This is a genomic window from Streptomyces sp. NPDC058284 (genome assembly GCF_042881135.1).
GTDB lineage: Bacteria > Actinomycetota > Actinomycetes > Streptomycetales > Streptomycetaceae > Streptomyces.
Genome location: NZ_JBHVYE010000025.1, coordinates 88,972 through 114,210 on the forward strand (window position 1 = coordinate 88,972; position 25,239 = coordinate 114,210).

At 68.5% G+C, this 25,239-nt stretch carries 21 protein-coding genes, 1 tRNA gene and 1 pseudogene; 8 read left to right on the forward strand and 15 right to left on the reverse strand.

Features of this window, described 5'->3' with window-relative positions; all coding sequences use genetic code 11:
* Positions 1-7: 7 nt before the first annotated feature.
* From ACFVYR_RS29040 to ACFVYR_RS29075, 8 genes are all read right to left on the reverse strand, one after another.
* Positions 8-739 carry a glycosyltransferase gene (locus ACFVYR_RS29040; protein ID WP_384261798.1) on the reverse strand — a complete coding sequence of 244 codons (732 nt, stop codon included), beginning with the start codon at positions 737-739 and terminating at the stop codon, positions 8-10.
* Positions 736-1,656 (reverse strand): phosphotransferase family protein, encoded by a 921-nt coding sequence (locus ACFVYR_RS29045; RefSeq protein WP_384261801.1) that lies wholly within the window; start codon positions 1,654-1,656, stop codon positions 736-738. Before ACFVYR_RS29045 ends, ACFVYR_RS29040 begins: the two co-directional genes overlap by 4 nt.
* The gene (locus ACFVYR_RS29050; RefSeq protein WP_384261802.1) at positions 1,653-2,540 is read right to left on the reverse strand and encodes a glycosyltransferase family 8 protein; all 888 of its coding nucleotides are present in this window, start codon (positions 2,538-2,540) and stop codon (positions 1,653-1,655) included. Before ACFVYR_RS29050 ends, ACFVYR_RS29045 begins: the two co-directional genes overlap by 4 nt.
* A 48-nt stretch (positions 2,541-2,588) precedes the next feature.
* Entirely contained in the window at positions 2,589-2,798 is a 210-nt protein-coding gene (locus tag ACFVYR_RS29055; protein ID WP_384261804.1) for a hypothetical protein, read from the reverse strand.
* Positions 2,795-3,238: a hypothetical protein gene (locus ACFVYR_RS29060; RefSeq protein ID WP_384261807.1), complete on the reverse strand. Its 444-nt coding sequence runs from the start codon at positions 3,236-3,238 to the stop codon at positions 2,795-2,797. The genes ACFVYR_RS29055 and ACFVYR_RS29060 overlap by 4 nt, the downstream gene beginning before the upstream one ends.
* A gap of 188 nt (positions 3,239-3,426) precedes the next feature.
* Complete coding sequence (locus ACFVYR_RS29065) at positions 3,427-4,629, reverse strand: helix-turn-helix domain-containing protein (RefSeq protein ID WP_384261809.1); 1,203 nt, start codon at positions 4,627-4,629, stop codon at positions 3,427-3,429.
* A gap of 108 nt (positions 4,630-4,737) precedes the next feature.
* The gene (locus ACFVYR_RS29070) at positions 4,738-5,400 is read right to left on the reverse strand and encodes an HAD-IA family hydrolase (RefSeq protein ID WP_384261812.1); all 663 of its coding nucleotides are present in this window, start codon (positions 5,398-5,400) and stop codon (positions 4,738-4,740) included.
* Between the two features lie 335 nt (positions 5,401-5,735).
* Positions 5,736-6,419 carry an HNH endonuclease gene (locus tag ACFVYR_RS29075; RefSeq protein WP_384261815.1) on the reverse strand — a complete coding sequence of 228 codons (684 nt, stop codon included), beginning with the start codon at positions 6,417-6,419 and terminating at the stop codon, positions 5,736-5,738.
* A 1,142-nt stretch (positions 6,420-7,561) separates the two neighbouring features.
* Here ACFVYR_RS29075 and ACFVYR_RS29080 point away from each other — a divergent pair.
* Both ACFVYR_RS29080 and ACFVYR_RS29085 read left to right on the forward strand, forming a co-directional pair.
* Positions 7,562-8,278, forward strand: a pseudogene (locus ACFVYR_RS29080) (LacI family DNA-binding transcriptional regulator); the annotation flags it as partial.
* Between the two features lie 98 nt (positions 8,279-8,376).
* Positions 8,377-9,516, forward strand: a complete 1,140-nt coding sequence (locus ACFVYR_RS29085; protein WP_384261817.1) for a hypothetical protein — start codon at positions 8,377-8,379, stop codon at positions 9,514-9,516.
* A gap of 83 nt (positions 9,517-9,599) precedes the next feature.
* On the opposite strand, the gene ACFVYR_RS29090 is transcribed toward ACFVYR_RS29085, so the two are convergent.
* The 4 genes from ACFVYR_RS29090 to ACFVYR_RS29105 all read right to left on the reverse strand — a co-directional run bounded on the left by ACFVYR_RS29090 (position 9,600) and on the right by ACFVYR_RS29105 (position 15,543).
* Complete coding sequence (locus ACFVYR_RS29090) at positions 9,600-12,920, reverse strand: type ISP restriction/modification enzyme (protein ID WP_384261819.1); 3,321 nt, start codon at positions 12,918-12,920, stop codon at positions 9,600-9,602.
* A gap of 509 nt (positions 12,921-13,429) precedes the next feature.
* Positions 13,430-13,503, reverse strand: a tRNA-Pro gene (locus ACFVYR_RS29095).
* Between the two features lie 46 nt (positions 13,504-13,549).
* Positions 13,550-14,230 (reverse strand): Pr6Pr family membrane protein, encoded by a 681-nt coding sequence (locus ACFVYR_RS29100; protein WP_384261822.1) that lies wholly within the window; start codon positions 14,228-14,230, stop codon positions 13,550-13,552.
* A gap of 386 nt (positions 14,231-14,616) precedes the next feature.
* Positions 14,617-15,543, reverse strand: a complete 927-nt coding sequence (locus tag ACFVYR_RS29105) for a metallophosphoesterase (RefSeq protein WP_384261824.1) — start codon at positions 15,541-15,543, stop codon at positions 14,617-14,619.
* Between the two features lie 130 nt (positions 15,544-15,673).
* Between ACFVYR_RS29105 and ACFVYR_RS29110 the strand changes: the two genes are divergently transcribed.
* A complete protein-coding gene (locus ACFVYR_RS29110) occupies positions 15,674-16,138 on the forward strand; it encodes a GatB/YqeY domain-containing protein (protein WP_384261826.1) in 465 nt (154 codons plus the stop codon).
* 161 nt (positions 16,139-16,299) lie between these two features.
* Here the strand turns inward: ACFVYR_RS29110 and ACFVYR_RS29115 are convergent, their stop codons facing one another.
* A complete protein-coding gene (locus ACFVYR_RS29115) occupies positions 16,300-18,609 on the reverse strand; it encodes a transglycosylase domain-containing protein (RefSeq protein WP_384261828.1) in 2,310 nt (769 codons plus the stop codon).
* 581 nt (positions 18,610-19,190) lie between these two features.
* On the opposite strand from ACFVYR_RS29115, the gene ACFVYR_RS29120 reads away from it, so the two are divergent.
* A complete protein-coding gene (locus tag ACFVYR_RS29120) occupies positions 19,191-19,535 on the forward strand; it encodes a WhiB family transcriptional regulator (RefSeq protein WP_016642765.1) in 345 nt (114 codons plus the stop codon).
* A gap of 69 nt (positions 19,536-19,604) precedes the next feature.
* Here ACFVYR_RS29120 and ACFVYR_RS29125 read toward each other — a convergent pair whose 3' ends face one another.
* Both ACFVYR_RS29125 and ACFVYR_RS29130 read right to left on the reverse strand, forming a co-directional pair.
* Positions 19,605-21,143, reverse strand: coding sequence for an ArsA-related P-loop ATPase (locus tag ACFVYR_RS29125; protein WP_384261831.1), 1,539 nt, complete (start codon positions 21,141-21,143; stop codon positions 19,605-19,607).
* Positions 21,140-22,120: an ArsA-related P-loop ATPase gene (locus ACFVYR_RS29130; protein ID WP_384261833.1), complete on the reverse strand. Its 981-nt coding sequence runs from the start codon at positions 22,118-22,120 to the stop codon at positions 21,140-21,142. The genes ACFVYR_RS29125 and ACFVYR_RS29130 overlap by 4 nt, the downstream gene beginning before the upstream one ends.
* Positions 22,121-22,202: 82 nt before the next feature.
* Between ACFVYR_RS29130 and ACFVYR_RS29135 the strand changes: the two genes are divergently transcribed.
* From ACFVYR_RS29135 to ACFVYR_RS29150, 4 genes are all read left to right on the forward strand, one after another.
* Positions 22,203-22,364: a DUF4177 domain-containing protein gene (locus ACFVYR_RS29135; protein ID WP_003975360.1), complete on the forward strand. Its 162-nt coding sequence runs from the start codon at positions 22,203-22,205 to the stop codon at positions 22,362-22,364.
* Complete coding sequence (locus ACFVYR_RS29140; protein WP_384261836.1) at positions 22,361-22,831, forward strand: RidA family protein; 471 nt, start codon at positions 22,361-22,363, stop codon at positions 22,829-22,831. Before ACFVYR_RS29135 ends, ACFVYR_RS29140 begins: the two co-directional genes overlap by 4 nt.
* Before the next feature lie 144 nt (positions 22,832-22,975).
* Positions 22,976-23,848 (forward strand): NUDIX hydrolase, encoded by an 873-nt coding sequence (locus ACFVYR_RS29145; protein ID WP_384261838.1) that lies wholly within the window; start codon positions 22,976-22,978, stop codon positions 23,846-23,848.
* 440 nt (positions 23,849-24,288) lie between these two features.
* Positions 24,289-25,119: an MBL fold metallo-hydrolase gene (locus tag ACFVYR_RS29150; protein ID WP_384261840.1), complete on the forward strand. Its 831-nt coding sequence runs from the start codon at positions 24,289-24,291 to the stop codon at positions 25,117-25,119.
* The last annotated feature ends 120 nt before the right edge of the window (positions 25,120-25,239 follow it).

Sequence of the window (25,239 nt, forward strand, 5' to 3'; positions counted from 1 at the left end):
TCCTGGTTCATCGGACGGTGGTCTCGTACCAGTGGCGCCACATGCGCGGGGAGCTGAGCCGGAGGCGGGCGGTAACGGGGTTCTGCCACCACAGCATCCGGAGGCTCGACCACTGGTCGTAGCGACGGGTGGAGGGGCGTACGCGCAGGTCGTCCAGGATCTTGACCGGTGCGTTGGTGGCGCGGCCGTGGGCGGTTAGGCGGGCGAAGAAGTCGACGTCCTCGCTCATGAGGAGGTCTTCGCGGTAGCCGCCGACCGTCTCGAACACGCTGGCGGTGGTGAATTGGGCGACGCCTTGTGCGCCGCCGTGGCGGGTGCGGTAGTGGTCCCAGTACGCGCACAGGAGCCGTGCCCCGAGCCGGTCCGGTGTGTAGAGGGGCGGGATCGCTCCGCCGACGGCGCCGGAGTCCATCGCGGCCACGGCGTCCTTGAGGGCTTCGGTGGGCAGGGCGACGTCGGCGTCGGTGAAGAACAGTCGAGGGCTTCGTGCGGCGGTCGCTCCGGCGTTGCGTACGCGGCCGATGCTGCGGACGGGCTCGCTGATCACGCGGACGTTGAAGGTGGCGGCCATGTCGGCGGTGGCGTCGGTGGAGGCGTTGTCGACCACGATCACTTCGCCCTGTTCGCCGCTCGCGGCTTCCCACTGGGCGAGGGATGCGAGGACGGTGGGGAGGTAGCGGGGGAGGTAGGCGGCCTCGTTGTGGGCGGGGATGACGACCGTCAGGCCGGGGATGTTCATCGGGCTCTCCTTCTCGCGTGCGGTGCGTGGGAGTGCCCCGAGCGGGGCCGGAAGAGTTGTGGTGTCCGGCGGGATAGCTCCGCCAGCTGGTCGGACCAGATGGTCTGCTCGTTGCCGGGGCTGGCATGGGTCCAGCAGCTCACGGTGGTGAAGGCAGCCCATGCATCGAGGTGGGCGTCGCTCACGCTGTGGGGATAGGCGCCGAGGAGTGCGTGGCGGTCCCGCTGCCCGTGGGCGTCCGTCATGACGAGGGCGTGTGCCAGGTCCGCCTCCCGGCGCCTTGGGGCGGCGTCGGTGAAGTCGACCAGCTGACGGGTCTGCTGGGTTCCGGACAGAACCACGTTGTCTAGATGGGGGTCGCCGTGACACCACACAACCGACGCCTCGTCCGGTGTCCCAGTGATGAGAGTGAGGGCGGGCGCAAGCCGGTCGATTACGTCGGAAGGGCAGCGACGGCTCAGCGAGGCGACCATGTCGACCACAGGACGCCGAGGGGCCGTGCCGGCGATCGGTGCCTCGTGCATGCGGCCGAGGAGCGTGCCGAGGTCCCTGAGCGCTTGGGGGCGCAGGATGCCGCCCGAGCGCATCGCGGAGCCGAGGGTGTCCAGGCCCAAGTCGGAGGTGATCAGGGCCGTGGCCCCCGCGGTGGAGGTGGTTCCGTAGCCGAGCACACTCGGTACGGGCACAGCTGCCGAGACTGCACGTATCGCTGTGGCTTCGGTGAGGGCGTTCCGGAGTGCGGTGTGGGAGTAGAGCTTCACGATCACGCTCGGGCCGTAGTGGAGGGCGACCCGGTAGACAGCAGTTCGGGAACCCGTCGCCAGGCGTTCAGCTGCCTTGGCGGGACTTCTCAGGAACAGGCCGCAGGCACGCGAAACCATGGGCGGGACGGGCGCGAGGACGGGCGAGGTATTCATCGGAGCTCCGGTTGCTCAGCGTGGGCGGAGCCCAGGGCGCGGACGTGGCGCATGGTGCGTCTCAGGTGTGCGCGGTACTCCCGGACTTCCTCGGTATGGGGGCAGTCGGCCTGCCACGGCTTCTCGGGTCCCACGAAGTGGATGAGGAGTGCGGAGGCGTCGGGGAGCGGAGAGCGGGCGACGACGCGTCGGGCCCAGTTACCGCGTTCGAGGAAGCGGCCGAGCTCGAAGCGGTTGTATCCGGGGCCGACCGGCCGGACGCGCCCGGCGTGGAGGAGCCACAGGTTCAGGGCGTCCTGGTCGTTGTGGTGGATGTGCCGACGCTGTCGGACCAGAGTGTGGCCGACTCCGCGACGTATCCGGGGTAGGTCGGCGACATGGGCCCACAGCAGGCCAGCGTTGTAGTACGGACTGCCCTTCAGATGCGGCCAGCGTTCTGCGACACCTGGCAAGGCGTGGCTGTCGCCGACCGACGGGCCGAACTCGTCGCGCACAGCTCCCACCTCACCCGGGAGCAGGTCGTTCAGGGGTGCGCTGAGGGTGCCTCGTACGAGAGTGTCGGCATCGACGTAGATCAGATACGGGCGTCGGACGAAATCGGCGGTGAACTCGAACCGCAGGTAGGTGGCGACGCTGATGTACGAGGCGTCCGCCATCCGCGAGGTACGCAGCGGGGCGCGACGGGCCAGGTCGAACGAGCCGAATCCGACGCGTCGGGCTAGGTGCGAGAGGAGCACGGCCTCGGACGGAGTCAAGTCGAGGGTGAGGATGCGCAGCGCCGCCTCCCGTCGGGCCCTGGAGGTGAGACTGTCGGCGAGGGCGGCGACGGCGGCCAGGCCGGGGACGAGGTAGCGCTGGTCGAGGCACAAGCCGAATGCGTACACAGCGGGTTCGCCTTCCGGGGACAGGGGTGGGGGGTGTGCGGCGGCTGCTCACAGCGCGTCCCGTTGGCGGGCAGACCGGGCCGTGCGGGTCTCCAGCACGTGGAGGGAGTCGGGGTCGTCGGTTTCCCACTGGTGCGACATCCCGCCCGCCGGTCGGCGCAGGACCCAGGTCCGTTTCTGCTTGATGTCGGTAACGATCGCCTGTTTGCCGGTGCCGTCCCGGACCAGATCGCCGACCTCCGCACGTACGCCGTTCATTGGACGGTTCCGGGGATGAGGCGCCCCCAAGGCGTCCAGCCGGCCGCGGCCTCGAAGAGGATGCGGCGGCGGTCGTGCTGGCCGGGCGTGTGGCGGGAGGGGCCGTTCGTCGCTTCGGCCAGGAACCCGCCACGGTCGCGAATGAGGACGCCGAGAGCAGCGAACTGAGCGGCGTCATCGGTGACGTGTACGACTCCGGCAACGACGATGCCCCGGACCAGGCCGGACGACAGGGCGCCCGTGATGGCCGACCAGCCCGACCGGGTGTCCAGGGGGGCAGCGGGGTCGCCGTCGGACCAGACCCCGGCGACGTGCCAGTGGCGGGCGTCGGCGTAACGGCGGGCACGACGTTCGGCCTCGCGTACGGCAGGGGGTTCGGCGGCGCAGGAGTAGACGGCGACGGGGACATGTCCGAGGCCGCCTGACGAGGAGTTCGGCATGCCCCCAGCCTGCTGGGGCGGCTCTCCCGTCAACAGGCACGGGCCGTGGCTACGGCGGAAGTTGGGGACGGGGTGGGCTGCCACGCCTCGTACCGATAGAACCGACAGGCGCGGTGCGGACTGCCACGGAGCGTGGCAGTCGGGGAATTGCTGATCGCCGAACTACCACGGGTCGTGGCGGTGAGCGGTCAGCGCACGCCCAGCGGGACGCCGGCCGCGTGCGCGAGGCCGCGCAGGCGACCCACGGACACGCCTGCCAGTCGCGAGATGATTACGCCGGGAAGCATCTGGTGCTGCACCCACCCCGGCGCCATGGTGCAGACCGCCTCCAGAGTGTCGGCCGCCCGTTCCCACCGGCGGCACTCCACATGGGTCAGAGCGACGTCGAGCCCGTAGCGGGCCCGCGTCGCGAGCGGCACCGTCTCGTCCAGCCGGACGGTGTCCATGAGCCGCAGTGCCCCCGCGGTGTCGCCCAAGGCGACGGCGATGCTCATGGCCTGGGTGGCGGCGTACAGCGGGCCGTACGGCTGGGCATGGCCGCCACGTGCGTACTCACCGCCGAGGCGGGCGCCGACCGCGTGGGCCTGGGACAGGTACTCGCGCGCTGTATCGGCGGAGGCCCCTCCCCGTGAGGCGGCCACGGCTGCGTTGGTGACGAGCTGCCCGTACACCGACAGCCGGTCGGGGTCGTGCTCGGACATCTTCGGCTCGATCCGGTCGGCCTGGGCGGTGGCGAGGGCAAAGCCCTGCGCCGTACGCCCGTCCCGGAGGTTCACCCACGCCGTCGTGGCGGCGAGATGTGCCTCGCGCAGGTCGTCTCCGGATTGGACCGCTATCTGCCGCCCGTACGTGAGCGCCGCGTAGGCGAGGTCCCGCGAACCCCAGACGTTCGCGGCCATGCCCGCGGTCTGGAAGACGTCGGCGAGCACACCGGCCGCAACTTCTCTCTCACCGGTACCTGCGGCGTCGTACCGGGCGCGGGCTTCCGGCAGCAGCGCCGCCAGCAGAACGCCGAGTTCGGTGTACCGGCCCGCCCAGTAGGCGGCGTCCGCGTGCTGGACGACGGTGCGCAGCTCGTCGACGGTGCCCGGTTCGGTGTCGGTGGGGATGCCGATCGCGGCGTCGTGAGTGGCGGCGGAGAGGGTGCGCAGGGCCGCCCGCTCGTCGCGGTTCATCGAGCGGCGCGGTGCCTGCTGTCCCAGGAGTACGGCGATGTCGGTGCCGAGTGCGGAGGCGATGCTCAGCAGGGAGGGGAGGGACGCGGTACCGCCGCGCTCCAGCTTCCGTATGACACCGACCGAAACTTCGGCGGCCTCCGCCAGCTGCTCCTGTGTCATCCCGCTGCGGAGGGTCTTGAGTCGTTCAGCGGTGGTGTATTCCGACCATTGCATGGCAGCAACTCCCCGGGCCGATCAAGCCAGGCTTGGACCGTACCCACTTCGCAGTGGGTACGTGCACCCTTTGGCAGAAGGGGAGTTCATGGACTGGCCGGAAAGCTCCTACACCGGGAGTACCGCACTCACCCCGAGCAAACGCTCCAGCTCGTCGACCGTCTCGTCCTCGATGGTCGCGAGGACGGTGGTGATACCGAGGGCCTCTGCGGGCGGGAGGTTCACTGGGTGGTCGTCGACGAAGACGCAGGACGACCCCGGCAAGCCGAGGCGGTCGAGGGTGAGCTGGTAGATCGCAGGGTCGGGCTTCGCCAGGCCCACCAACTCCGAGACCACGTGGACATCGAACAGGTCCCAAATGCCAGCCTGCTCATACGGGTTGAACGGCTTCAGACCGAAGCTGTTCGACAGGAGCGCGAGCCGGTAGCCCGCACCCTTCGCGGCACGGGCGAGCGCCGCCATCCGGCGGGCCGGCGGCACCTTCTCCCAGGCGCGTCCCATCAGGTTCTCCGGGGCGACATGCGTGCCGAGCAGGGCGGCGGTTCCCTCGTTCCACTCGGCCTGGCCGATCTGGCCGATCTCCAGGGCCGTGTACAGCCGTCGACCCTCGGGGTGGTCGTTGAGGGTTGCCCGCCAGGCTTCTGCGAGGAGCCCTTCGGACTCGCACCAGGCGCGGTGTACGGGGCGCGGGTCGCCCGTCAGTACCCCGGCGAAGTCCAGGATGAGACCACGCGGGGTGGGGCGGGGGACGGTGTCCGTGGGCTGCGGCATGCTGCGGGAATCCTCTCCGTTGACCTCAACGTCGACGCTACAGCGCGGCGTTCCGCTCCCTTGACACCGTCTGGTTCAGCGGGCTGTAGGGCCGCGCCGCCCGTGACCAACGGCGACGCTGTGATCTGGTGGTGGTCGTGCTGTCTCATGGCGATGGCCGCGCTCCTGTCTCACGAGCGCGGCCATTTCCGCAGTCTGGCTTCTTCCGCCGTTCGAATTCTGCCGCGGCTCCGGGCGAGACGAGGTGCAGCCGCGGTCCCAGTCTCACCTTGTGTTGACACAGGCCAGTGGCGAAACGCGGTGTTGATCCCGCTACCCAGCAGGACTTTGCCGTGTCACCGTGCCTTCTGGCCGAGGAGGTATTCCCTGATGAGCCGGCCCAGAACGTCCCCCTCGTGGGCGCGTTCGTTGAAGACAGCTCGTCGGAAGGCGTCGCGCTCCTCGCGCTCCAGGAAGGCCACCATGTACTCCGCCTTCGGGTGCTGGTAGCCGCAGCACATCAATCGGGTACATACTTTGCGTGACGTGCCGAGCTTCGGTGTGCACCAGGGGTAGTGCGGATACCCTCGCAACTCTGCCTTGCAGCGCGCCAGGATATCGTACAGCTCGGGTTTGTTCCGATGCCGCTCATCCCCATAGTGCAGGCGGAACCACTCACGGCGATCCATGTCCGCTATCTCCCGTTGTACACGCTCCACGCGCCTCGTGATGCCCGCGTAGACCGCAGGCCGCATAGCCCGCGTTGCAAAGCCGGCCTTCGGGTACCTGTGGTGCAGGTCCATGTCCGCCACCCAGCGCCTGGCACTCCGGCCCTTCTTCCAGCGATTGCAGTCTTCGCAGGCCGGAACGAAATTCCACCAGATGTCCGCTCCCTTGTTGGCGATGGGCTCCTCGTGGTCGATCGTCGTAGCGGCCGACCGGCCACAGTAGGTACACAGTCCTCGCTGCGCTGTAAGGACCATGATCCATTGCCAGGTCTTCTGCTTGCCCCGCTCTCCGCGACGGATCACATCCACCACGCGCCCCCTTCTGATCAATCGCGAGGATCGTAAGGGGAGGTACTGACATTCGACACAAGAGCGGATGCCCATCATCCGATTGTGAAGATTCCTGGCACGGAGGATTACCTTGATTCTCCATTGCGTGCCGTGTGCGCGTTGTGGCGCACTGAGTGCGCAATTCAAGGGCCCTTATGGCTAGATACAGGAGAAGGGGTGCGATTAGGGACTTCTTGGGAAGGTGGCTCTCCGGCTCCACCGCACGGCATATCGTCATCTCTGCGATGTCGGCCCGTCCGACGCGTGCAACTCCAAGCGTCAGCAAATGAGTTCGTGGTCATGCCACGCCCATCGATGCATTGGAGGCACACATGAACGACGGGGAGTCTCGCGACAAGGGGAAGGGACCAGCGAAGGTCTTAGCGGCCTTCCTGTCAGCGCTGGCAGGTCGAGCAATTGCCGACTGGTTCAGCGACTGGAGGAGGCGCCACGGCCTGTAGCCGGTCCCCGGTCACCCTTCGCTGACCGCATACGCGGCCAGTTGGCCGGACCTCAACACCCGGCCTCGCGGGGTCACGCCTGTGCCGGGCGTGATCCCGCTCTTTTGTTGGCAACAAACTATGTACCCGACGCCGCTCATTCAATTGTGAGGCATGCGTCAAGTTATTAGGGTCGCCCTCAAGCACTGTAGCGCGCTCCCCGCACGCGCGGGGGCGGTCCGCCTTCTTGCCGTTATTCCGAACCTGGCAGGTCGCGGAGTGTGCTCCCCGCGCACGCGGGGGTGGGTAGCACCCCGCGCCCAGGGCCTCAACGCGCAGTCGTAAACCCAATGAGGCAATGGTGGTGGCGCTCAGCGTTCCCGCCAACCGCCGCATCTGGACCATCTGCGCCGCCGACTGGTCTTCGCCGAGGTGGCGGTTCCCGAACCGGGCAGAGCAATCAGGATGTCGTGCCGGTCTCGGGGCGCTCGCCCTCAGCCCGCATGGCGGCGACGGCCTTCTTAATCAGCGGAACGGCCTTCCTCGCAGTGCCCTGCCGCCGGGGCTCCAGCTCCGCCACCTCCGCCATTGCCAGGTCACTGGTCAGCGTGGCCGTAACTGCGTCGGTGTCAGCCTCCGGCTTGTAGCTAATCGGCCAGCGAGTGGCCATTGGCCGTGAGCTTCGCCCTGGTCTTCAACCACATAGCCCGCACGAAGCCGACACCCTGCCCCTGCCACGGCAGGACGTACGTCTTCCGCGGCCAGGGCGCTGCACGAACCGGCGGCCACCAGGGCGCGAAGCTCGTCGACGTCGCCCGCCGTGCCGAGGTCTCCACCGGCACGGTCTCCAACGTCCTCAACCGCCCCGACCGCGTTCGCGAGGACACGCGCGTACGCGTCGAACTCGCCATTGCAGAGCTCGGGTTCGTACGCGGAGGCACCACGTCGGAGCACGCCGCTCACTGGCGCCGAAACGGCTTCGCCACCTGGCTGTTCACCCCGGCCGCCTCCGGCTGGTACCCGAAGAAGGCTCCGCAGGAGGCCCGCCCGGTACCGATCCTCGGCGAGCCGTGGCCCGGCATCCCGGCCCGCGGCCGAGGCGCCGCCACTCGGGCGGACGCCTGCTGGCTCCCGATAGCGAAGGGCCTCACGCCGCACGGCCTCCGCCACACCCACCGCACGATGATGGAGGACCTCGGCACCGAGAAAGTCCTCATGGACGCGCGCATGGGCCATATCGACGGCTCGGTCTCCGCGCGCTACGCCCACGTCACGTCCGGCATGCGCCAGCGTCTGATGGACGGGCTGACCGAGCAATGGGAGGCGGCACTCGACGTCCGACGCGCGATGCGTCCCACGTCCCCCGTGCGCGTGCTCAACGAGCTCCTACGCGTGCGCTGAGCCACTCAGCAGTGCCCCGTAGTGCTACTGCGGGGCACTGCGGGCGTTTAAGTGGATTCCTTCCCGTCGCCCGGCATATCGCTGCCAGGATCAGGGGCGTGACATACGTAGTGACTGTGGACACCGTGATACCCAAGAGCGCTCCGGAGATGGACCCACTTCAACGCGCTGGCGCGGTGGCACTCATCGAGGATGGTTTTGCCTCCGTCGAGGCGATCGAGGGACCTGACGGCATGGAAGTCGACCTTCTCGACACCATCGTGGCCGTCTACCCAGGCGGCGCACTTCTGAAAGTGTTTGTGGATGCGGCGGCTCTGGAGTTCGCAGAGGAGGCCGTCCGGTCGGTGGTGGGTGAACTGCTGGAGCGATCCGAGCTGTTGGCTGACTGGCAGATCGAGCGATGTGAGGTCGAACTGCACCCGGAGCTCGCCCAGGAGAGTCTCGCCGCTGCAGACGGTCCCGATGTCCCGCCCGATGATCTGGCAGACCGTAAGGCGCGGCATACTGAGCGCCCCATGCCCGAAGACGAGAGTGACGGCTACGACGCCGAGGCGCAAGCTGAGTTGGTACGCGGTCAGATGCTGGCACGGGCAGATCAGCTGCGCTCCTTCCCGCCCGTGATGTTCGGCGTCTTGGACGACGAAGACGACGAGGAAGAAGGTGCCATCGAGTTCGCCACCTCGCCGGAAGACGCCAAACTCGCTGCTGGCGCCTTGGTCTACGCGACGGACATCTTGGTGGACGAGCTGTTCCAGGACGTGCAGACCCTGACGGAGGAGGACACCACCGCTGCTGAATGCGACGGTCCCCTGTGGCACTTCGGGGACCTTCCCGAGCGATACGCCCTGCAGTACGACGCCCGTTTCGCTCGCCGCTTCCTAGTGACGGTGATCGCCATGACTACCCGCTTCACCGGCGGCAGCTTCCAGCAGCTGAGCTGCGTCGCTGAGGAAATCGCGCTGAAGCTGCTGCTGACTGAGACCAACGTGACCCTGGAAACTTTCGGCTTGCTCGACGACGGCGTCTCGGCCGCACTCGACTCGTTCGCTGACAACGTCTACGAGGACATGGATTACGAGTGGCTCTACGACGACTCCATGGACGGCACCGATGAGAGCGCCGTCGGAGAGTCTCTCGGCCTGGCGCCGATGGCGTTCAAGGCGTGGTTCACTCCGTTTAACGAGGGCAGGTACGTCCACCCGTCTGCGGCTGATGAGCCGGAGGGAGCAGCGCAGTGAGGTGTCCCACTGTCTGAGCCCCCTTACGCGGCCAGGTCTTGCCGGAGCCACAGCATGACAGGGGAGATGAGCGGCTGCTGTGCTCACAGGTCGAATAGTGCATCGCCCGCGTCCGACGTCGCCTTCAGTGGCTTGGCCGCCTCTGTGGGCACAGGAAGAATGCCCGCTGCTGTCAGGTCCGTCACCGTGATCAGTGGGCCCGCGCATACCTCATTGAAGAGGTCGGCCTGTGTCGGCTCTTCGCTCACGAGCAGGCCGAGGACGTTCAGCAGCTCCAGCAGTTCCGTGGTCCAGGAAGGAAGCCAGCACCGAGCGAACTCATGGTCTAGTTCGAGGCGTCGCTTGCCGGCGGGATTCCTTCGGCGGTAGCCAAACCACTTGTCGAGAACGTTCATCCCGGACACTTCGTACTCCCGGACCGCGCGAGGCACCGGACTGATCCGCCCACTGCCGACCCACAGGTCCTGTGTCACGGGGTCGTATGCCAGTTTCTCCGGCATGGATTCCGCATCGTCTGGAATCTCCGCGACGCAGCGAGGGCGGTCGCGCGGCAGCAACACCCTGCCGTATGGCCTCTCAGCAGTCTCGTCGGCGTACCGCTCACCGTAGGCATGCAGCCACAGGACACGCTGGCCGACTGCAACAGCCCGCTCCCACAGGCAACGATCCGCGGTGAGAGGTATTCGCGCACCAGGGACTTCGAGGTCCTCCTGGAATCGAGCCGTGTACTCCGGGTGGGACGCGATCGCGGCGAGGTAGGCCAGCAGATCTTCGGCGACGATCCGTACGCCGAGCCGCTCGGAGAGCAGGGGGAGCAGGCCGGGCGTGACGTTGGGCAGCGTACCGGCGGCGTTGCGGTAAAGAGGACGGGCGCAACCGCTGCGGTTGTTGAAGTAGTGCATGTCGGGAACGAGGGCGCTGAAGACCAGTGCCGGCCCGTTTACCATCGGGTGGGCGTTCTGCTCGATGGTGTAGATCTGGCGGTCGCTGCGGACTCGCCAGAGGTCTGCCCTGCCTCGCTCCATCAATCGGCTGTCCGGTAGTGCATATTGCCGGTCAAATGACCGGAATCCGATGCGTACCGTTTGAGGGCTTGTCCTGTGTTCGGCCGCGAGTGGTATCCGTTCGTGAGATGCGACCCCTGGCAAGGGCGGAACATTATCCGCAGGCGTTCGCTCACCAGAGTGTCCGAGCATCTCGGCACGTCGCTCCGAATCCGCAGCGAGCAATCGCTGCCACCGCCTGTGCAGCGTCCCCTCATCCGGTGCATAGACCCACATCCGCCCGGGCGTGACGCCACGTGACGACCACGGCATCAGTTCTCTCAGCTGCGGGCAGGACTCCCACAGGTCGCTGCCGGGTGGCAGGAAAGCATCCGTCTTACCCGTGGCGCACTCGTGCCATTCGGAGTCGTCGAGGCTGAGTGCCGCCAGGCGTTCGATCTTCTCGTCGCGGCGCCCAGCGACTTTGAGGTGCCTTACCTTTGCGGTCTGCCGCTCTGTCCGCGGCCTGGGGCTATTGCGCCATCGTACGAAGATCGCGATGCATAGCTCCTGCGCGACCTCGGGGAAGATGCGGGTCGCGACATCAGCTCGGTGGCCCTCTGGTGACAGGTCGATGATCCAGCCCTCGTCGGCGGTTTCACGCAGATAGCGCCGCATTCCGGCGAACGCCCGCCCTTTGAGCCATGCCTTAGGAGTTATCAGCGCGACCACGCCGAAGGGTGCGTCGTCGTGAGCGTCGAATACCTTCCAGGTGGCCCAGCGCCAGAAGTAGACGTAGAGGTTGGCGATCTTCGATTCGTACCTGCCGTTACCGGGTTGCCGAAAGGCCGCCAGCGGGGCAGGGATGTCCGCCTCGGGTTCCCCTCGTTCCACCCACTTGCCCGCACCCCGCTTCACGGCGTCGTGGGGCGGGTTACCCATGACGACCATGACACGCTCGTCTCTCTTTACCTGATTCGCCTGGCGGCGGGATTCCGCGAGCGCCCGGTAGGTGTGAGGGATCCAGTTGAATTCGGCTGTCGGGCTGTCCAGGGCATCGGCCACCAACAGCCTGAGTCCCTGGGCGGGGGCCGCGGACCCGTACTGCTTGAGCATGGCGTGCATGCGCAGTTCTGCGACGGCAAACGGGCCGACCTGCAACTCGAAACCGACCAGCCGACGCCCCACCATCTCTCGCAGGCGGGGGCCCACCGCGCCTGGGCCTTCTTCTTCAGCGATGGTCTCGGCAGCGAGCTCCAGTGCCGACAGCAGGAACGTACCGGTGCCCATGGCCGGATCGACAAGGACCACATCAGGGGAGGCGAAGCCCGAAGGGATACGGAAGCCCTCGCGTCTCAGGACGTCCTCGACCAGTCGGGCCATGGCCGAGACGACGCCACGTGGTGTGTAGTACGAGCCTGTACGTATCCGCAGCTCAGGGTCGTAAATATGAAGGAAGTGCTCGTAGAGCAGGAAGTAGGCGTCGCCTGTTCCGTCGTCCAGCACATCCCATCTGACCGCGCCGATGACACGGAGCAGTGTGTTGAGCGTGGTGGAGAGTCCAGCGACCGAGTCGCCGGCGAGGACATCCAGCGCCTGGCCCATGAGTGAGTGCTTCTTGCCCAGCTTCGTGGCGATACTGTGCATGGTCTCGCCCTCGAAGGTGATCTCCTCCACCCGAGCGAGCAGAAGCGCGAACACGACGGCTTGACCGTACTGTTCGATGAATTCGGCGTCGGTCGCCTCCGGGAAAAGCAAGTGTCGCCAGTCCTTGGCCAGCTTTGTAAAGGCTGGCAGACGGCGTCGGCTCTTCTCCTGCGCGATCGCCTCACCGACCTCTTCCGACAGCAGTTGGCACAGTCCTGCGACTGCTCGGATGAGCTGGCTCGTAGTGCGGGGCGTCTGCGGCTCCCAGGTTAGGAAGTCCCATAGCACTCGGGCAAGCGCCCCGTCGGCGGGAGCAAGCCGAGCGCCGGAGGTGAGGACCGAGCCGCGCAGGTGGGCCACTTCGCCGACCTGCTGGCCCTGCTGGTGGACAGAGAACTCGTTCCCGTCGCAGAGCAGTACATTGTTGAGCAGCCGCAGCTTCGCCCACTGTTCGGCGTTGCGGCCTGTGAAGGAGGACGGGTCGGCCTGCGTGCCCGGCTTCTTGAGCTCGATGTAACCGACGAGAGCGCCGCCGACCTCGACTGCATAGTCAGGGCGGGCTCCCATATCGACGAGCGGGACTTCGCCGATAAGGGTGACGTCCAGACCCAGGCCACGGCACACGGACCGGATCATGTTCTCCAGCGGCCCCCGGAGCTGGTCCTCCTGCCACCCGCTGCCTCTCAGCTTCGGCGTTACCTCCGCTCCAAACGCGGACACGGCGGCCTGGACTGCCTGTTCGAAGCTGTCATGGATCCTGCGTCGGGCACTCATACCGCCCCATCCCCCAAGGCGGGCAGATCCGGCCGACGTCAGGTCGGTGCGGCTATCTGCCGCACCTTGCTCCCGTCGGGGTCGGACTTCATTCCGGCCCTCGCTGTTCCAAGACTGTAGAAGGAGAGCGCGGGGCGCAAGGGGGGTGTATGCGAGGGCGCATGGAGGCGCGCATGTGCGCAAAATGCGCCGATGCAGGACCGGAGCTGAGGTGTTGGATGCGCCCGGTCAAGACCGTCGCGAGTCGGCGGGCGTTGTGCAGGGAGGTCGTTTGGTCAGTCGGATTGCCGAGACGAATCAGCAACACGACTCCCGAGCGCATGGCACCCAGTTCACGAACGCGCACATGAGAGGGGTGCGGGGATGTGGTGGTCAGATGGGTGCGGCTGCTGCTCGCTGGGAGACTCCGGTCAAGATCTTCTCCCAGATTTCTCCCAAACGATCTCCGGAGACACAGAAAGGGCCTGACCCTCAGAGAGGATCAGGCCCTTGACCTGGTATTTCAGCTGTCGGGGTGGCGGGATTTGAACCCACGACCTCTTCGTCCCGAACGAAGCGCGCTGCCAAGCTGCGCTACACCCCGATGTCGTTGGTCCAGCGGCTTGCTGTGCAGGCCGTGGCGACACCGATTACTTTAGCGGACCGGCGCCCGGAGACGAAATCCGGTTTTTGCGGGGCCGGGGCTGGGGGCGGACATGGTCCAGGGCGACGATGAGCAGGGCCAGGGCGCAGAAGGCCAGGCCGAAGAGGGCGGCGTTGCCCAGGATCCCCGCGTAGCCGTGGATGTCGACGTCCAGGAACGGGTATGGGTAGCGGGCCGGCGGGCCCGGGGGGAGCAGGGCGCCGCGGGAGAGGGCGAAGGCCAGGTAGGCCAGGGGGTAGAGCAGCCACAGGGCCGCATGGCGGGGGCGCAGGCCGCCCGGCCTGGTGAGCAGGAGCCAGTCCAGGGCCACACCGATCGGCGTCACGGTGTGCAGGAGCTGGTTGGCGACGGAGTGCCAGCCTGACATGGCGGGCATGGCGGACACCGCCTCAGTGGTCTCCGTCATCGAGAAGCCGCTCGTGTCGTCGGCCAGGATCAGGTGGTAGACGAGGCCCGTGATCGCGATGAAGAGGAGCGTGCCGCCGGACAGCCAGGCCGGGAGCGGTCGGCGGCCCCGCCAGGCATGCCCCGCCGAGAGACCGAGCACCACGGCCACCAGCACATTGCTCTGGATCGTGAAGTAGCTGAGGACCCGTAGGGGGCTCCCCAGGGACAGGTCGATCACGACCCCGGTCACCGCGGCCAGCGCCAGCAGCGCGCGGAACACGGCTGCGAGGGGACGGCGTACGGGCGGCACCACCGCCTCGGCGGGAACTTCCGGACCGGTGGCAGCCTTGCGTGTGAGGTGGGTGAGGTGACGTGCCTGGTGGGGCCGGTGTCGCTGGCCTGCCTGGCGCAGTTGGTACGCCTGATCCCGTCGGTCAGTCGGGCGTGACCGCCATGCCCGGCGTACATCGCGTATCGGGTGTATGGGGCATATCGGAGCGAACATGCCCCCACCGTAGGCACCGTCCCCCTCACATGTCCGCCGTGACGGCGCCCGTGTCGGTCAGCCCGTGACGGAATCAGCCCCGTGAGGACTGAGCCCCGCGACGAAGGGAGGCCGCGACGAGGCCCGCCCCGCCGCTACGTCAGCCCCGCCCCGCCGCTACGTCAGCCCCGCCCCGTCAACGTCAGCAGCGTCGCCTCCGGAGGGCACGCGAACCGCATCGGTGTGTAGCGGTTCGCTCCGCAACCCGCCGACACGTGCATGTAGGACGTGCGGCCCTCCGCCGTATGCGTGGAGAGGCCCTTCACGCGGTCCGTGTCCAGGTCGCAGTTGGTGACGAGTGCCCCGTAGAACGGGATGCAGACCTGCCCGCCGTGGGTGTGGCCGGCGAGGATCAGCGGGTAGCCGTCGGCCGCGAAGGCGTCCAGGGCGCGCAGGTACGGGGCGTGCACGATGCCCATCGAGAAGTCGGCCCCGGCGTCCGGACCGCCCGCCACGCGCGCGTACCGGTCACGTTTGATGTGCGGGTCGTCCACACCCGTGAGCCCGATCTCGTAGCCGTCGATCTTCAGCGCTCCCCGCGTGTTCGTGAGGTTCACCCAGCCCGCGGCGTCGAACCCGTCGCGCAGGCCCTCCCAGGGGTTGTGGATGACGCCGACGGCGGGTGCGTTGCCGTTCAGACCGTGCTTGCCCTGGACCTTCTCGACCAGGTAGCGGGCGGGGTTGCGGGGCTTGGGGCCGTAGTAGTCGTTCGAGCCGAAGACGTACGCCCCGGGGAACTCCATCAGCGGGCCGAGCGCGTCCAGCGTCTCCGGGACGCCCTCCGGGTCGGACAGGTTGTCGCCTGTGTTGATCACGAAGTCGGGGCGCAGGCCCGCCAGCGAGCGCAGCCACCGCTGCTTCTTGCGCTGTCCGGACACCATGTGGATGTCGGAGACCTGGAGGACTCTCAGGGGGCGCATCCCCGTCGGCAGTACGGGCACGGTGACCCGCCGCAGCCGGAAGGAACGGGCCTCGAAGCCCACCGAGTAGGCGAGACCGGCCGCAGCCGTCGCCGTGATGCCCAGGGGTACTGCGTATCGCGCGCGCATCCCCCCATCGTGTCAGACCCCGGACGGGCACCGTCCGGCAGCGGCGTCCGGCAGCGGCGTCCGGGCAACCCCCCGGCCCCCGGAGGAAATCGGCGGGCGGAACATCCCGTGGACCTGCCACAATCGACCCATGACCACGCTCAAGTCGAAGCTGCAGGAAGACCTCACCGCCGCGATCCGGGGGCGCGACGAGCTGCGCTCCTCGACGCTCCGGCTGACCCTCACCGCCGTCACGAAGGAGGAGGTGGCGGGCACCGAGGCCCGCGAGCTCTCCGACGACGACGTGCAGAAGGTGATCGCCCGCGAGGCGAAGAAGCGCCGTGAGGCCGCCGAGGCCTTCGGGCAGGCCGGGCGCACCGAGCAGGCGGAGCGGGAGAAGGCGGAGGGCGAGATCCTCGCCGAGTACCTTCCCAAGCAGCTCTCCGACGACGAGCTCAAGGCGATCGTCGCGCAGGCCGTCGAGGAGGCCAGGGCCGCCGGCGCCGAGGGCCCGCGCGCCATGGGCCAGGTCATGAAGATCGTGAACCCGAAGGTCGCGGGTCTGGCCGAGGGCGGCCGCGTCGCCGCCACGGTCAAGCAGCTCCTCGCGGGCTGAGACAGCGCCGTCCGCTGAGCAGCAGCACCCGTACGCGTACCCGTACCTGTACGCCTACCCGTACCCGTACCCGTACGCCTACCCGTACCTGTACGTGAACGAGGGCGCCCCCTGAAGCAGGGAGCGCCCTCGTTCACGTACAGGACGAGCTATCGGCAGAGCTACCGGGGCCAGCCGCCGATCCCGCCCCCGAAGCCGTTCCCGTTCCCGCCGTTGCCGTTTCCATTGCCGCCGATCACGCCCGGCGGGAACTCCGGCCAGGTGCCGCCCCCGCCGCCGTCACCGTCGTGGCCACCGCCACCGCCACCGCCGTTGCCGCCGCCATTACCGCCGCCCCCGCCCCCGCCGGGCTTGTCGTCATGGCCGCCGCCGTGGTCCCCGTCTCCGTTCCCGTTCCCGTCCCGGTCCTTGTCGTCGCCGGGAAGGTGCACGGTGTTGAAGCCCGGCGACGGCTTGCCCGTGAGGGCGCCGCTCATCGCGTCGCGCCAGATCGGACCCGGCACCTCGCCACCGAAGACCTTGTCGTACGTGACTCCGCCGATGGGGATGTTGACCATTTGCCGCTTGTGCTGCGGGTCGCCGACCCAGACCGCGCCCGACATGTTCGGGGTGTAGCCCACGAACCAGGCGGCGTAGCGGTAGTCGGTCGTACCGGTCTTGCCCGCGCTCGCGCGGGAGCCGAGCCCGGCCTGCCGGCCCGTACCGTCCTCGACCACGCCCTTCAGCAGGGTGTTGATAGTGTCGGCGGTCTTCTGCGACATGGCGCGCGAGCACGTCGTCTTCGGCACCGGCAGCGACTTGCCGCCGAGCGTCGTGATCGCCTCGATGGCGATCGGCGTGCAGTACGTGCCGCGCGAGGCGAAGGACGCGTACGCGCCGGCCATCGTCAGCGGCGACACCTCCTGGGTGCCGAGCGCGATCGAGGGGGCCTGCGCCATCGTCTTGCCGTCGGCGCGCTCGACGCCCATCTTGTCGGCCATCTTCGTCACCGGGCAGATGCCGATGTCGCCGATGAGCTGCACGTAGTAGGTGTTGACCGACTTGGCGGTCGCCTCCCGCATGCCGTACGGGCCGACCTCGGACTCGTTCTCGTTGCTGAGCTCTTCGTTGTTGGTGTTCACCCAGTCCTTGCCGGAACAGGTGGAGACCCGTTCCGGATACGGCATCTCGTACGGGGACGCGTAGTTCTGCCCCGCCGACTTGCCGCCCTCCAGGGCCGCGGCCGCCACGATCGGCTTGAACGTCGATCCGGGCTGGTAGCCCGCGCCGCCGCCCATGCCGTGGTCCACGGAGAGGTTGATCGTGGTCTCGTCCTTCTTGAAGCCGTAAGGACGCGACTGGCCCATGCCGAGGATCTTGCCCGTGCCCGGCTCGACGATCGCGGCGGCGGTCGCCACGTCGTCCGTCTTGTTCACGTGCTTCTTGATGGACGCCTGCACCGAGTGCTGCGCCTGCGGGTCGAGGGTCGTACGAACCTTCAGACCGCCCCGGTTCCAGACCTTGGCCCGGTCCTCGCGGGTCTTGCCGAAGACCGGGTCGTTGAGGAACACCTCGCGTACGTAGTCGCAGAAGAAGCCCGCGCCGTTGACCGAGGTGATGCAGCCCTTCTCGGGCCGGCTCACCTTCAGGCCCAGGTCCGCCTTCTTGGCGGTGTCCGCCTCGGCCTGCGAGATGTCGTGCGTCTCGACCATGCGCTGCAGCACGACGTTGCGCCGCTTGGTGGCCTCCGCCGAGTCGTTGACCGGGTCGTACCGGCTCGGCGACTGCACGATGCCGGCGAGGAGCGCGGCCTCCTGGAGCTTCAGGTCCTTGGCGGGCTTGGAGAAGTAGCGCTGGGACGCGGCCTCGACGCCGTAGGCCTGCTGCCCGAAGTAGGTGATGTTGAGGTAGTTCTTGAGAATGCGCTTCTTGCCCAGCTTCTCCTCGACCTGAATCGCGTACTTCAGCTCGCGGATCTTGCGGCCGAGCGTCTGCTGCGTGGCCTCGGCGACCTTCGTCGGGTCGTCGCCCGCCTCCTCGACGAAGACGTTCTTCACGTACTGCTGGGTCAGCGTGGACGCGCCCTGCGAGACGCCGCCGCTCTGCGCGTTCTGGTTGAGCGCGCGCAGGATGCCCTTGAGGTCGACCGCGCCGTGCTCGTAGAAGCGGGAGTCCTCGATCGCGACGATCGCCTTCTGCATGTACGGCGAGATGTTCTTCAGCTTCACGACGGTGCGGTCACGCGAGTACACCGTGGCGATCTGACCGCCCTTGTTGTCCAGGATCGTGGTGCGCTGACTGAGCGGCGGCTGCTTCAGGTTGGCGGGGATCTCGTCGAACCCCTCGACCGAACCCTTGGCCGCGAGGCCCAGCGCTCCGAACGCGGGCAGGGCGATCCCGGCCAGCACCGCACCCGCCAGGACGCTGACTCCGAGGAACTTCGCGGCCTGCTGAGTTGGTGACAGACCACCGCCCGAGCGCTTGTTTCCCATGGGGGCAGCCTAATCCGTACGCGGCGGCGTTCCGAGGGAGCGGGTGATCTTCGGGATTTCGTGGCTGTCGTGCCTGCCGTCGAGCCAGCCGTTGCATGGCCGTCGCGTCTGACGCGTCTGCCGTCGTGTGACGGTCGAGTCGTCGCCGCGTAGCCCTTACGTCATCGTCCCCCGGGGTCCCACAAGTGCGCGCCGCCGACGTTCTGATTCTCCGGACAGACCCCAATGCCTTGGCCTAAGCTGCTCTCAACTGTCACTGCCGTGCGGTTCAGCAACACCCCCTTCCCCGCTCCCGACCGCCCCCGCATCGCGCGGATTCCTGTCCGAATCCGCCTCATGTGACGCCCGGCGTCCGTTGTGGCTCAACTGAACTGTCCCGGAATGCCGATTTCCTCACGGATGTCGTCCGCTCACTCCGTCGGGTGATCTGCCGCTTACGCATAGTCCGTTCGGGCCATTCAAGATTGGGCCCGAAGGGGGTGTTGCGCTGTGCCCACCTTCCGTAACGTCCTCAACTGGCGGCGGTGCATATGCCGCTGCCGCCGTGGGGGAGCCTCGATTCGGGAGAGGACGGCGCCGGTATGGGCTGGGTAACCGACTGGAGTGCGCAGGCGGCCTGCCGCACTACCGATCCGGATGAACTGTTCGTTCAAGGAGCAGCGCAGAACAGGGCCAAGGCGGTGTGCACCGGGTGTCCGGTGCGGACCGAATGCCTGGCCGACGCGCTGGACAATCGCGTCGAGTTCGGCGTGTGGGGTGGCATGACGGAGCGGGAGCGCCGCGCACTGCTGCGCAGGCGTCCCACGGTCACCTCATGGCGCAGGCTCCTGGAGACAGCGCGCTCCGAGTACGAGCGCGGTACGGGCCTGCTGCCCGTGGACTTGGAGGACGAGGAGACGTACGAGAGCTACGCGGCGGTGGGGTAGGCGGGTACCCCATCGGGGCGATGAACCCCCATCCACGTTCCCCACCAGGGCCCCCGGCGTCCCCCAGCGTCAGCCCGCCAGCCGGTCCCCTACGGCCCGGAGCCCCGCAAGGTCATGCACATCACCGGGGAGCGCGGCCACTTCGGCCACCGCCACCTCGGGGTGGAGCGCGGTGAAGCGGTCACGCGTGCGCTGTTCGCGCACGAGCAACTGCATGCGCTCCGCGTGCAGGCGCAGCAGCCCCGCGGTCATCTGCTCGACACACGCGTCGGTGACCGGTTGCTCGCGTACCGAATCGGACGCAGGCTCGGCCTCGGGCTTGGATCCGGACGCAGTCTCGGGTTCGGTTTCAGGCTCGGTCTCGGGCTCGTGAGAAGTGGGGCCCTCCGGCAGCGTGGGGGCTTCGGGCGGCACAGAAGATTCGGGCGGCGCGGAGGGGGCCGGCGTAGCAGAGAATTCTGGAGCAGAGGATTCTGAAGTGGCAGGAAACTCGGGGGAGTTACGAACTCCTACCTTCCCGCCCCCCTGATCCACAATGCGACGTTCCTCAAGATTTTCCGCAGCGGCGAGTGCCCGCTCGGCCGACAGCTGGGCGGCGCCGCTGCCGTGCACACGGTTCAGTACGAGACCCGCCAGCGGCATGTCGTCCGCGGCGAGCCGCTCCACGAAGTACGCCGCCTCCCGCAGCGCGTCCCGCTCCGGCGAGGCCACCACCAGGAACGCCGTGCCGGGCGCCTGCAACAGCCGGTACGTCGCGTCGGCCCGGGTGCGGAAGCCGCCGAACATGCTGTCCATCGCCGTCACGAACATCTGCACGTCACGCAGCAGCTGCCCGCCGAGCAGCTTGCCCAGGGCCCCCGTCATCATCGACATCCCGACGTTCAGGAACTTCATCCCGGCCCGGCCGCCCACCTTCGCCGGCGCCATCAGGACGCGGATCAACTTCCCGTCCAGGAAGGAGCCGAGCCGCTTGGGAGCGTCCAGGAAGTCGAGCGCCGAGCGCGAAGGCGGTGTGTCGACGACGATCAGGTCCCACTCGTCGCGGGAGCGCAGCTGCCCCAGCTTCTCCATCGCCATGTACTCCTGCGTGCCCGCGAAGCCCGCCGAAAGCGACTGGTAGAAGGGGTTGTTGAGGATCGCCTTGGCGCGTTCCTTGTCCGTGTGCGCCTCGACGATCTCGTCGAAGGTGCGCTTCATGTCGAGCATCATGGCGTGCAGTTCGCCGGGCCCTTCGATGCCCTTGACCTGCCGCGGAACATTGTCGAGCGAGTCGATGCCCATGGACTGCGCGAGCCTGCGCGCCGGGTCGATGGTAAGGACGACGGTCTTGCGGCCCCGCTCCGCCGCACGCAGCCCGATGGCGGCCGCCGTGGTCGTCTTGCCGACACCCCCGGAACCGCAGCACACGACGATCCGGGTTTTCGGGTCGTCGATCAGGGAGTCCACGTCGAGGACGAGACCGGGCTCCAGGGTCCGTGCCGCCCTCTGCGTCCGCGCCGTCTCCTGCGTCCGCGCCGTCTCCTGGTTCCGCGCCGTCTCCTGCGTCCGCGCCGTCTCCTGGTTCCGCGCCGACTTCTGGGGCGCGGCGCCTCCGGTCTCCCTGGTCATGCGATCCCTTGCTTCCGCAGTGCCGTGGCGAGCTCGTAGAGGCCCGCGAGGTCCATCCCGCCCGCGAGGAGCGGGAGTTCGTGCAGAGGCTGTCCGAACCCGGTCAGCAGGGCGCGCTGGTCACGCTCAAGGGCGAACCGCTCGGCGTACTCGGCGGCCTGCTCCAGGAGCGGGTCGACGAGCCGCTCGGCCGCCCCGCCCCGCCGCGCGCCGCCGAGCCCGGCGGCGGCCAGGGACTTGGCGACCGCCGTACGGGGCGCCTGCTCCAGACCGAGCGTCAGCGACGCCTCGTCCAGGAGGGCCGGGCGCACCATGTTCACGATGAGGCGCCCCACGGGCAGCTGCGCGGCCCGCAGCTCGGCGACCCCGTCCGCGGTCTCCTGGACGGGCATCTCCTCCAGGAGTGTCACCAGGTGCACGGCCGTCTCCGGGGACTTCAGGACCCGCATCACGGCCTGCGCCTGATTGTGTATCGGCCCGATCTTGGCGAGCCCGGCGACCTCGTCGTTCACGTTCAGGAAACGGGTGATGCGGCCGGTCGGCGGGGCGTCCATCACCACGCAGTCGTACGCGTACCGCCCGCTCTTGTTCTTGCGGCGCACCGCCTCGCACGCCTTGCCGGTCAGCAGGACGTCCCGCAGGCCCGGTGCGACGGTGGTCGCGAAGTCGATGGCCCCGAGCTTCTTCAGGGCCCGGCCCGCGCCCCCCAGCTTGTAGAACATCTGGAGGTAGTCGAGAAGCGCCAGCTCGGGGTCGATGGCGAGGGCATACACCTCCCCGCCCCCGGGAGCGACGGCGATCTTCCGCTCCTCATAAGGCAGCGCCTCCGTCTCGAAGAGCTGCGCGATGCCCTGCCTGCCCTCGACCTCGACGAGGAGGGTGCGTTTGCCCTCCGTCGCCAGGGCGAGCGCGAGGGCCGCGGCCACCGTGGTCTTGCCGGTACCGCCCTTGCCACTGACGACCTGGAGCCTGCTCACCCTTCCGAGCCTAACCAGTCGCCGGCCGGACCATGCAGGAGCCCACCCTGAGCAGCCCCCCACACCGACTACAGTCGGCCACATGACCAAGTGGGAATACGCAACCGTGCCTCTGCTCGTCCACGCCACGAAGCAGATTCTTGACACCTGGGGCGAGGACGGCTGGGAGCTGGTCCAGGTCGTTCCCGGGCCGAACAACCCCGAGCAGCTCGTGGCCTACCTGAAGCGGGAGAAGCAGGCATGAGCGGCGCCGTCGAGGCCCGCCTCGCCGAGCTCGGGCTGACCCTGCCCGAGGTCGTGCCGCCGCTCGCCTCCTACCAGCCGGCCGTCCAGTCCGGCGTGTACGTCTACACCGCGGGCCAGCTCCCGATGGTGGAGGGCAAGCTCGCCGTGACCGGCAAGGTCGGCGGCGAGGTCACCCCGGAGGAGGCCAAGGACCTGGCCCGCACCTGCGCGCTGAACGGCCTTGCCGCGATCAAGTCGGTCGCCGGTGACCTGGACCGCATCGCGCGCGTCGTGAAGGTCGTCGGCTTCGTCGCGTCCGCCCCGGACTTCACGGGCCAGCCCGGCGTGATCAACGGCGCCAGTGAGCTCCTCGGTGAGGTGCTCGGCGACAAGGGCGTGCACGCGCGCAGCGCCGTGGGCGTGGCCGTCCTCCCGCTGGACGCTCCGGTCGAGGTCGAGTTCCAGGTGGAGCTGACGGAGGCGTGAGCGAGCTGACGGAAGCGTCAGCGAGTTGAAGGAGGCGTAAGCGTCTTTCGGCCTTTCAGGGATGCGGATATCGCTTATCGGTACCTCTGTAGGCACCGATAGTTGCCTCTCGAACATCAGCCCACCAGGGGATAGCCTCCGCCCATGGCAAATGGGCAGTGGTACCCCCCGGAGTGGCCCGACCGCATCCGCGCCCTCGCGAGCGGCTCGCTGACTCCGGCCGTTCCGCGCCGCGCCGCGACCGTCATGCTGCTCAGGGCGGGCGGCGGTGGGCCGGAAGTACACATGTTGCGCAGACGCGCCTCCATGGCCTTCGCCGGGGGCGCGTACGCGTATCCGGGCGGCGGCGTCGACCCGCGCGACGACGACCACCTGGTGCGCTGGGCGGGCCCCGCGCGAGCCTCCTGGGCGGCCCGCCTGGGCGTCGACGACGAGGCCGCCGCCCAGCGGATCGTCTGTGCGGCGGTCCGTGAGACGTACGAGGAGGCGGGCGTGCTGCTCGCCGGGCCGTCCCCGGACACGGTCGTCGGCGACACCACGGGCGACGACTGGGAGTCGGACCGCGAGGCCCTGGTCGCCCGCGACCTCTCCTTCGCGGAGTTCCTGGACCGCCGGGGCCTGTATCTGCGCAGCGACCTCCTGGCCGCGTGGGCCCGCTGGATCACCCCCGAGTTCGAGCCGAAGCGGTACGACACGTTCTTCTTCGTGGCCGCACTGCCCGAGGGCCAGCGCACGCGCAACGCCTCCACGGAGGCCGACCGCACGGTCTGGATCGCCCCCGCGGAGGCGGCCGCGCGCTACGACGCGGGTGAACTCCTGATGATGCCGCCCACCATCGCGACGCTGCGTTCCCTGAGCCCCCACCCCTCGCCCCGGGCCGCCCTGGCCGCGGCCCCGTCCCAGGACATGACCCCCGTACTGGCGCAAGCGCGTCTGGAGGGCGACGAATTGATCCTGTCCTGGCCGGGCCACGAGGAGTTCACGAAACGTGTGGTGGCGGGCGGCGGCAGCCAGTGACGTGCCCCTGGCGGGTTACCTCAGCGGTGGGTGGGGTCTCTCCCCGTCTCCCGTCCGCGGGTGCGGACAGGCCCGCCGCTTCACGGCGGATCCATCCCACCCACCCACCCGTTTGCCCCGCGACGCACGGCGGGAGTAGGGGCGGGGGCGGGGGCGTTTGCCCCGCAACGTACGGCAGGACGGGTCAACCCCCACCGGGGCGCGGTCGCACGCGCTCCCGAGGGGACGTGGGGGTATGTGCGAACGGAGCACCGAGCATCCTGTAGCGCCATTGTCCGTGCAGCGTGACGCAGGGATAGCGAGTACGCACATACCCCCGCGGCCCCGCCCCACAGACGAAGAACCGGCGCAGACCCCAGCCCCAGCGCAACCGCACACGCCACCGCACACGCAACCGCCCACGCCACCGCACACGCCCACCCCGACAGGAGTCACCCCACATGACCGACGCCGCCGCCCTTCCCGGCCAGCCCCGGGGCGGAGCCCTAAGCGGCCCCGCCACCCCCCGCACGGTCAACGTCCTCGCGCCCAACGCCTCCGCGATGACCCTGGACGGCACGAACACCTGGATCGTCTCCGAGCCGGACTCACCGCTCGCGGTGGTCATCGACCCGGGCCCGCTGGACGACGCCCACCTGAGCCGCGTCATAGAGACCGCGGAGAAGGCGGGCAAACGGGTCGCCCTGACGCTCCTCACCCACGGCCACCCCGACCACGCCGAGGGCGCCACCCGCTTCGCCGAGCTGACCCGCACTCACGTCCGCGCACTGGACCCCGCCCTGCGCCTCGGCGACGAGGGCCTGTCGGCCGGTGACGTGATCACGACCGGTGGCCTGGAGATGCATGTGGTCGGGACCCCCGGCCACACGGCGGACTCGCTCTGCTTCCACCTGCCCGCCGACCAAGCCGTCCTGACGGGTGACACGGTCCTGGGCCGTGGCACCACGGTCGTGGCGCATCCTGACGGCCGTCTCGGCGACTACCTGGACTCCCTGCGCCGGTTGCGCTCGCTGGCGGTGGACGACGGCGTCCACACCGTCCTGCCGGGCCACGGCCCGGTCCTGGAGGACGCCCAGGGCGCCGTCGAGTTCTACCTCGCGCACCGCGCCAACCGACTGGCCCAGGTCGAGACGGCCGTGGAGAACGGCCACACGGAGGCGTCGGACGTCGTCGCGCATGTGTACGCGGACGTGGACCGCTCGCTGTGGCCGGCGGCGGAGCTCTCGGTCAGGGCGCAGCTGGACTACCTGCGGGAGCACGGCCTGATCTGACTACGCCGATGGGCCCCGCCGCGCAGGCTTGAGTTCTAGTGGTCGTTGCAACACCCCAGCTCAGGGGACGCGATGGCCATCGATTACAGCAAGCGACGCAAGCCCGCAGGGCATGCTCCG

Coding starts and splice junctions, on each gene's coding strand:
- ACFVYR_RS29040 (WP_384261798.1), bottom strand. CDS start 739: ATGAACATCCCCGGCCTGACGGTCGTCATCCCCGCCCACAACGAGGCC.
- ACFVYR_RS29125 (WP_384261831.1), bottom strand. CDS start 21,143: ATGACCAGGGAGACCGGAGGCGCCGCGCCCCAGAAGTCGGCGCGGAAC.
- ACFVYR_RS29060 (WP_384261807.1), bottom strand. CDS start 3,238: ATGCCGAACTCCTCGTCAGGCGGCCTCGGACATGTCCCCGTCGCCGTC.
- ACFVYR_RS29110 (WP_384261826.1), top strand. CDS start 15,674: ATGACCACGCTCAAGTCGAAGCTGCAGGAAGACCTCACCGCCGCGATC.
- ACFVYR_RS29065 (WP_384261809.1), bottom strand. CDS start 4,629: ATGCAATGGTCGGAATACACCACCGCTGAACGACTCAAGACCCTCCGC.
- ACFVYR_RS29150 (WP_384261840.1), top strand. CDS start 24,289: ATGACCGACGCCGCCGCCCTTCCCGGCCAGCCCCGGGGCGGAGCCCTA.
- ACFVYR_RS29145 (WP_384261838.1), top strand. CDS start 22,976: ATGGCAAATGGGCAGTGGTACCCCCCGGAGTGGCCCGACCGCATCCGC.
- ACFVYR_RS29120 (WP_016642765.1), top strand. CDS start 19,191: ATGGGCTGGGTAACCGACTGGAGTGCGCAGGCGGCCTGCCGCACTACC.
- ACFVYR_RS29115 (WP_384261828.1), bottom strand. CDS start 18,609: ATGGGAAACAAGCGCTCGGGCGGTGGTCTGTCACCAACTCAGCAGGCC.
- ACFVYR_RS29105 (WP_384261824.1), bottom strand. CDS start 15,543: ATGCGCGCGCGATACGCAGTACCCCTGGGCATCACGGCGACGGCTGCG.
- ACFVYR_RS29070 (WP_384261812.1), bottom strand. CDS start 5,400: ATGCCGCAGCCCACGGACACCGTCCCCCGCCCCACCCCGCGTGGTCTC.
- ACFVYR_RS29055 (WP_384261804.1), bottom strand. CDS start 2,798: ATGAACGGCGTACGTGCGGAGGTCGGCGATCTGGTCCGGGACGGCACC.
- ACFVYR_RS29045 (WP_384261801.1), bottom strand. CDS start 1,656: ATGAATACCTCGCCCGTCCTCGCGCCCGTCCCGCCCATGGTTTCGCGT.
- ACFVYR_RS29090 (WP_384261819.1), bottom strand. CDS start 12,920: ATGAGTGCCCGACGCAGGATCCATGACAGCTTCGAACAGGCAGTCCAG.
- ACFVYR_RS29140 (WP_384261836.1), top strand. CDS start 22,361: ATGAGCGGCGCCGTCGAGGCCCGCCTCGCCGAGCTCGGGCTGACCCTG.
- ACFVYR_RS29135 (WP_003975360.1), top strand. CDS start 22,203: ATGACCAAGTGGGAATACGCAACCGTGCCTCTGCTCGTCCACGCCACG.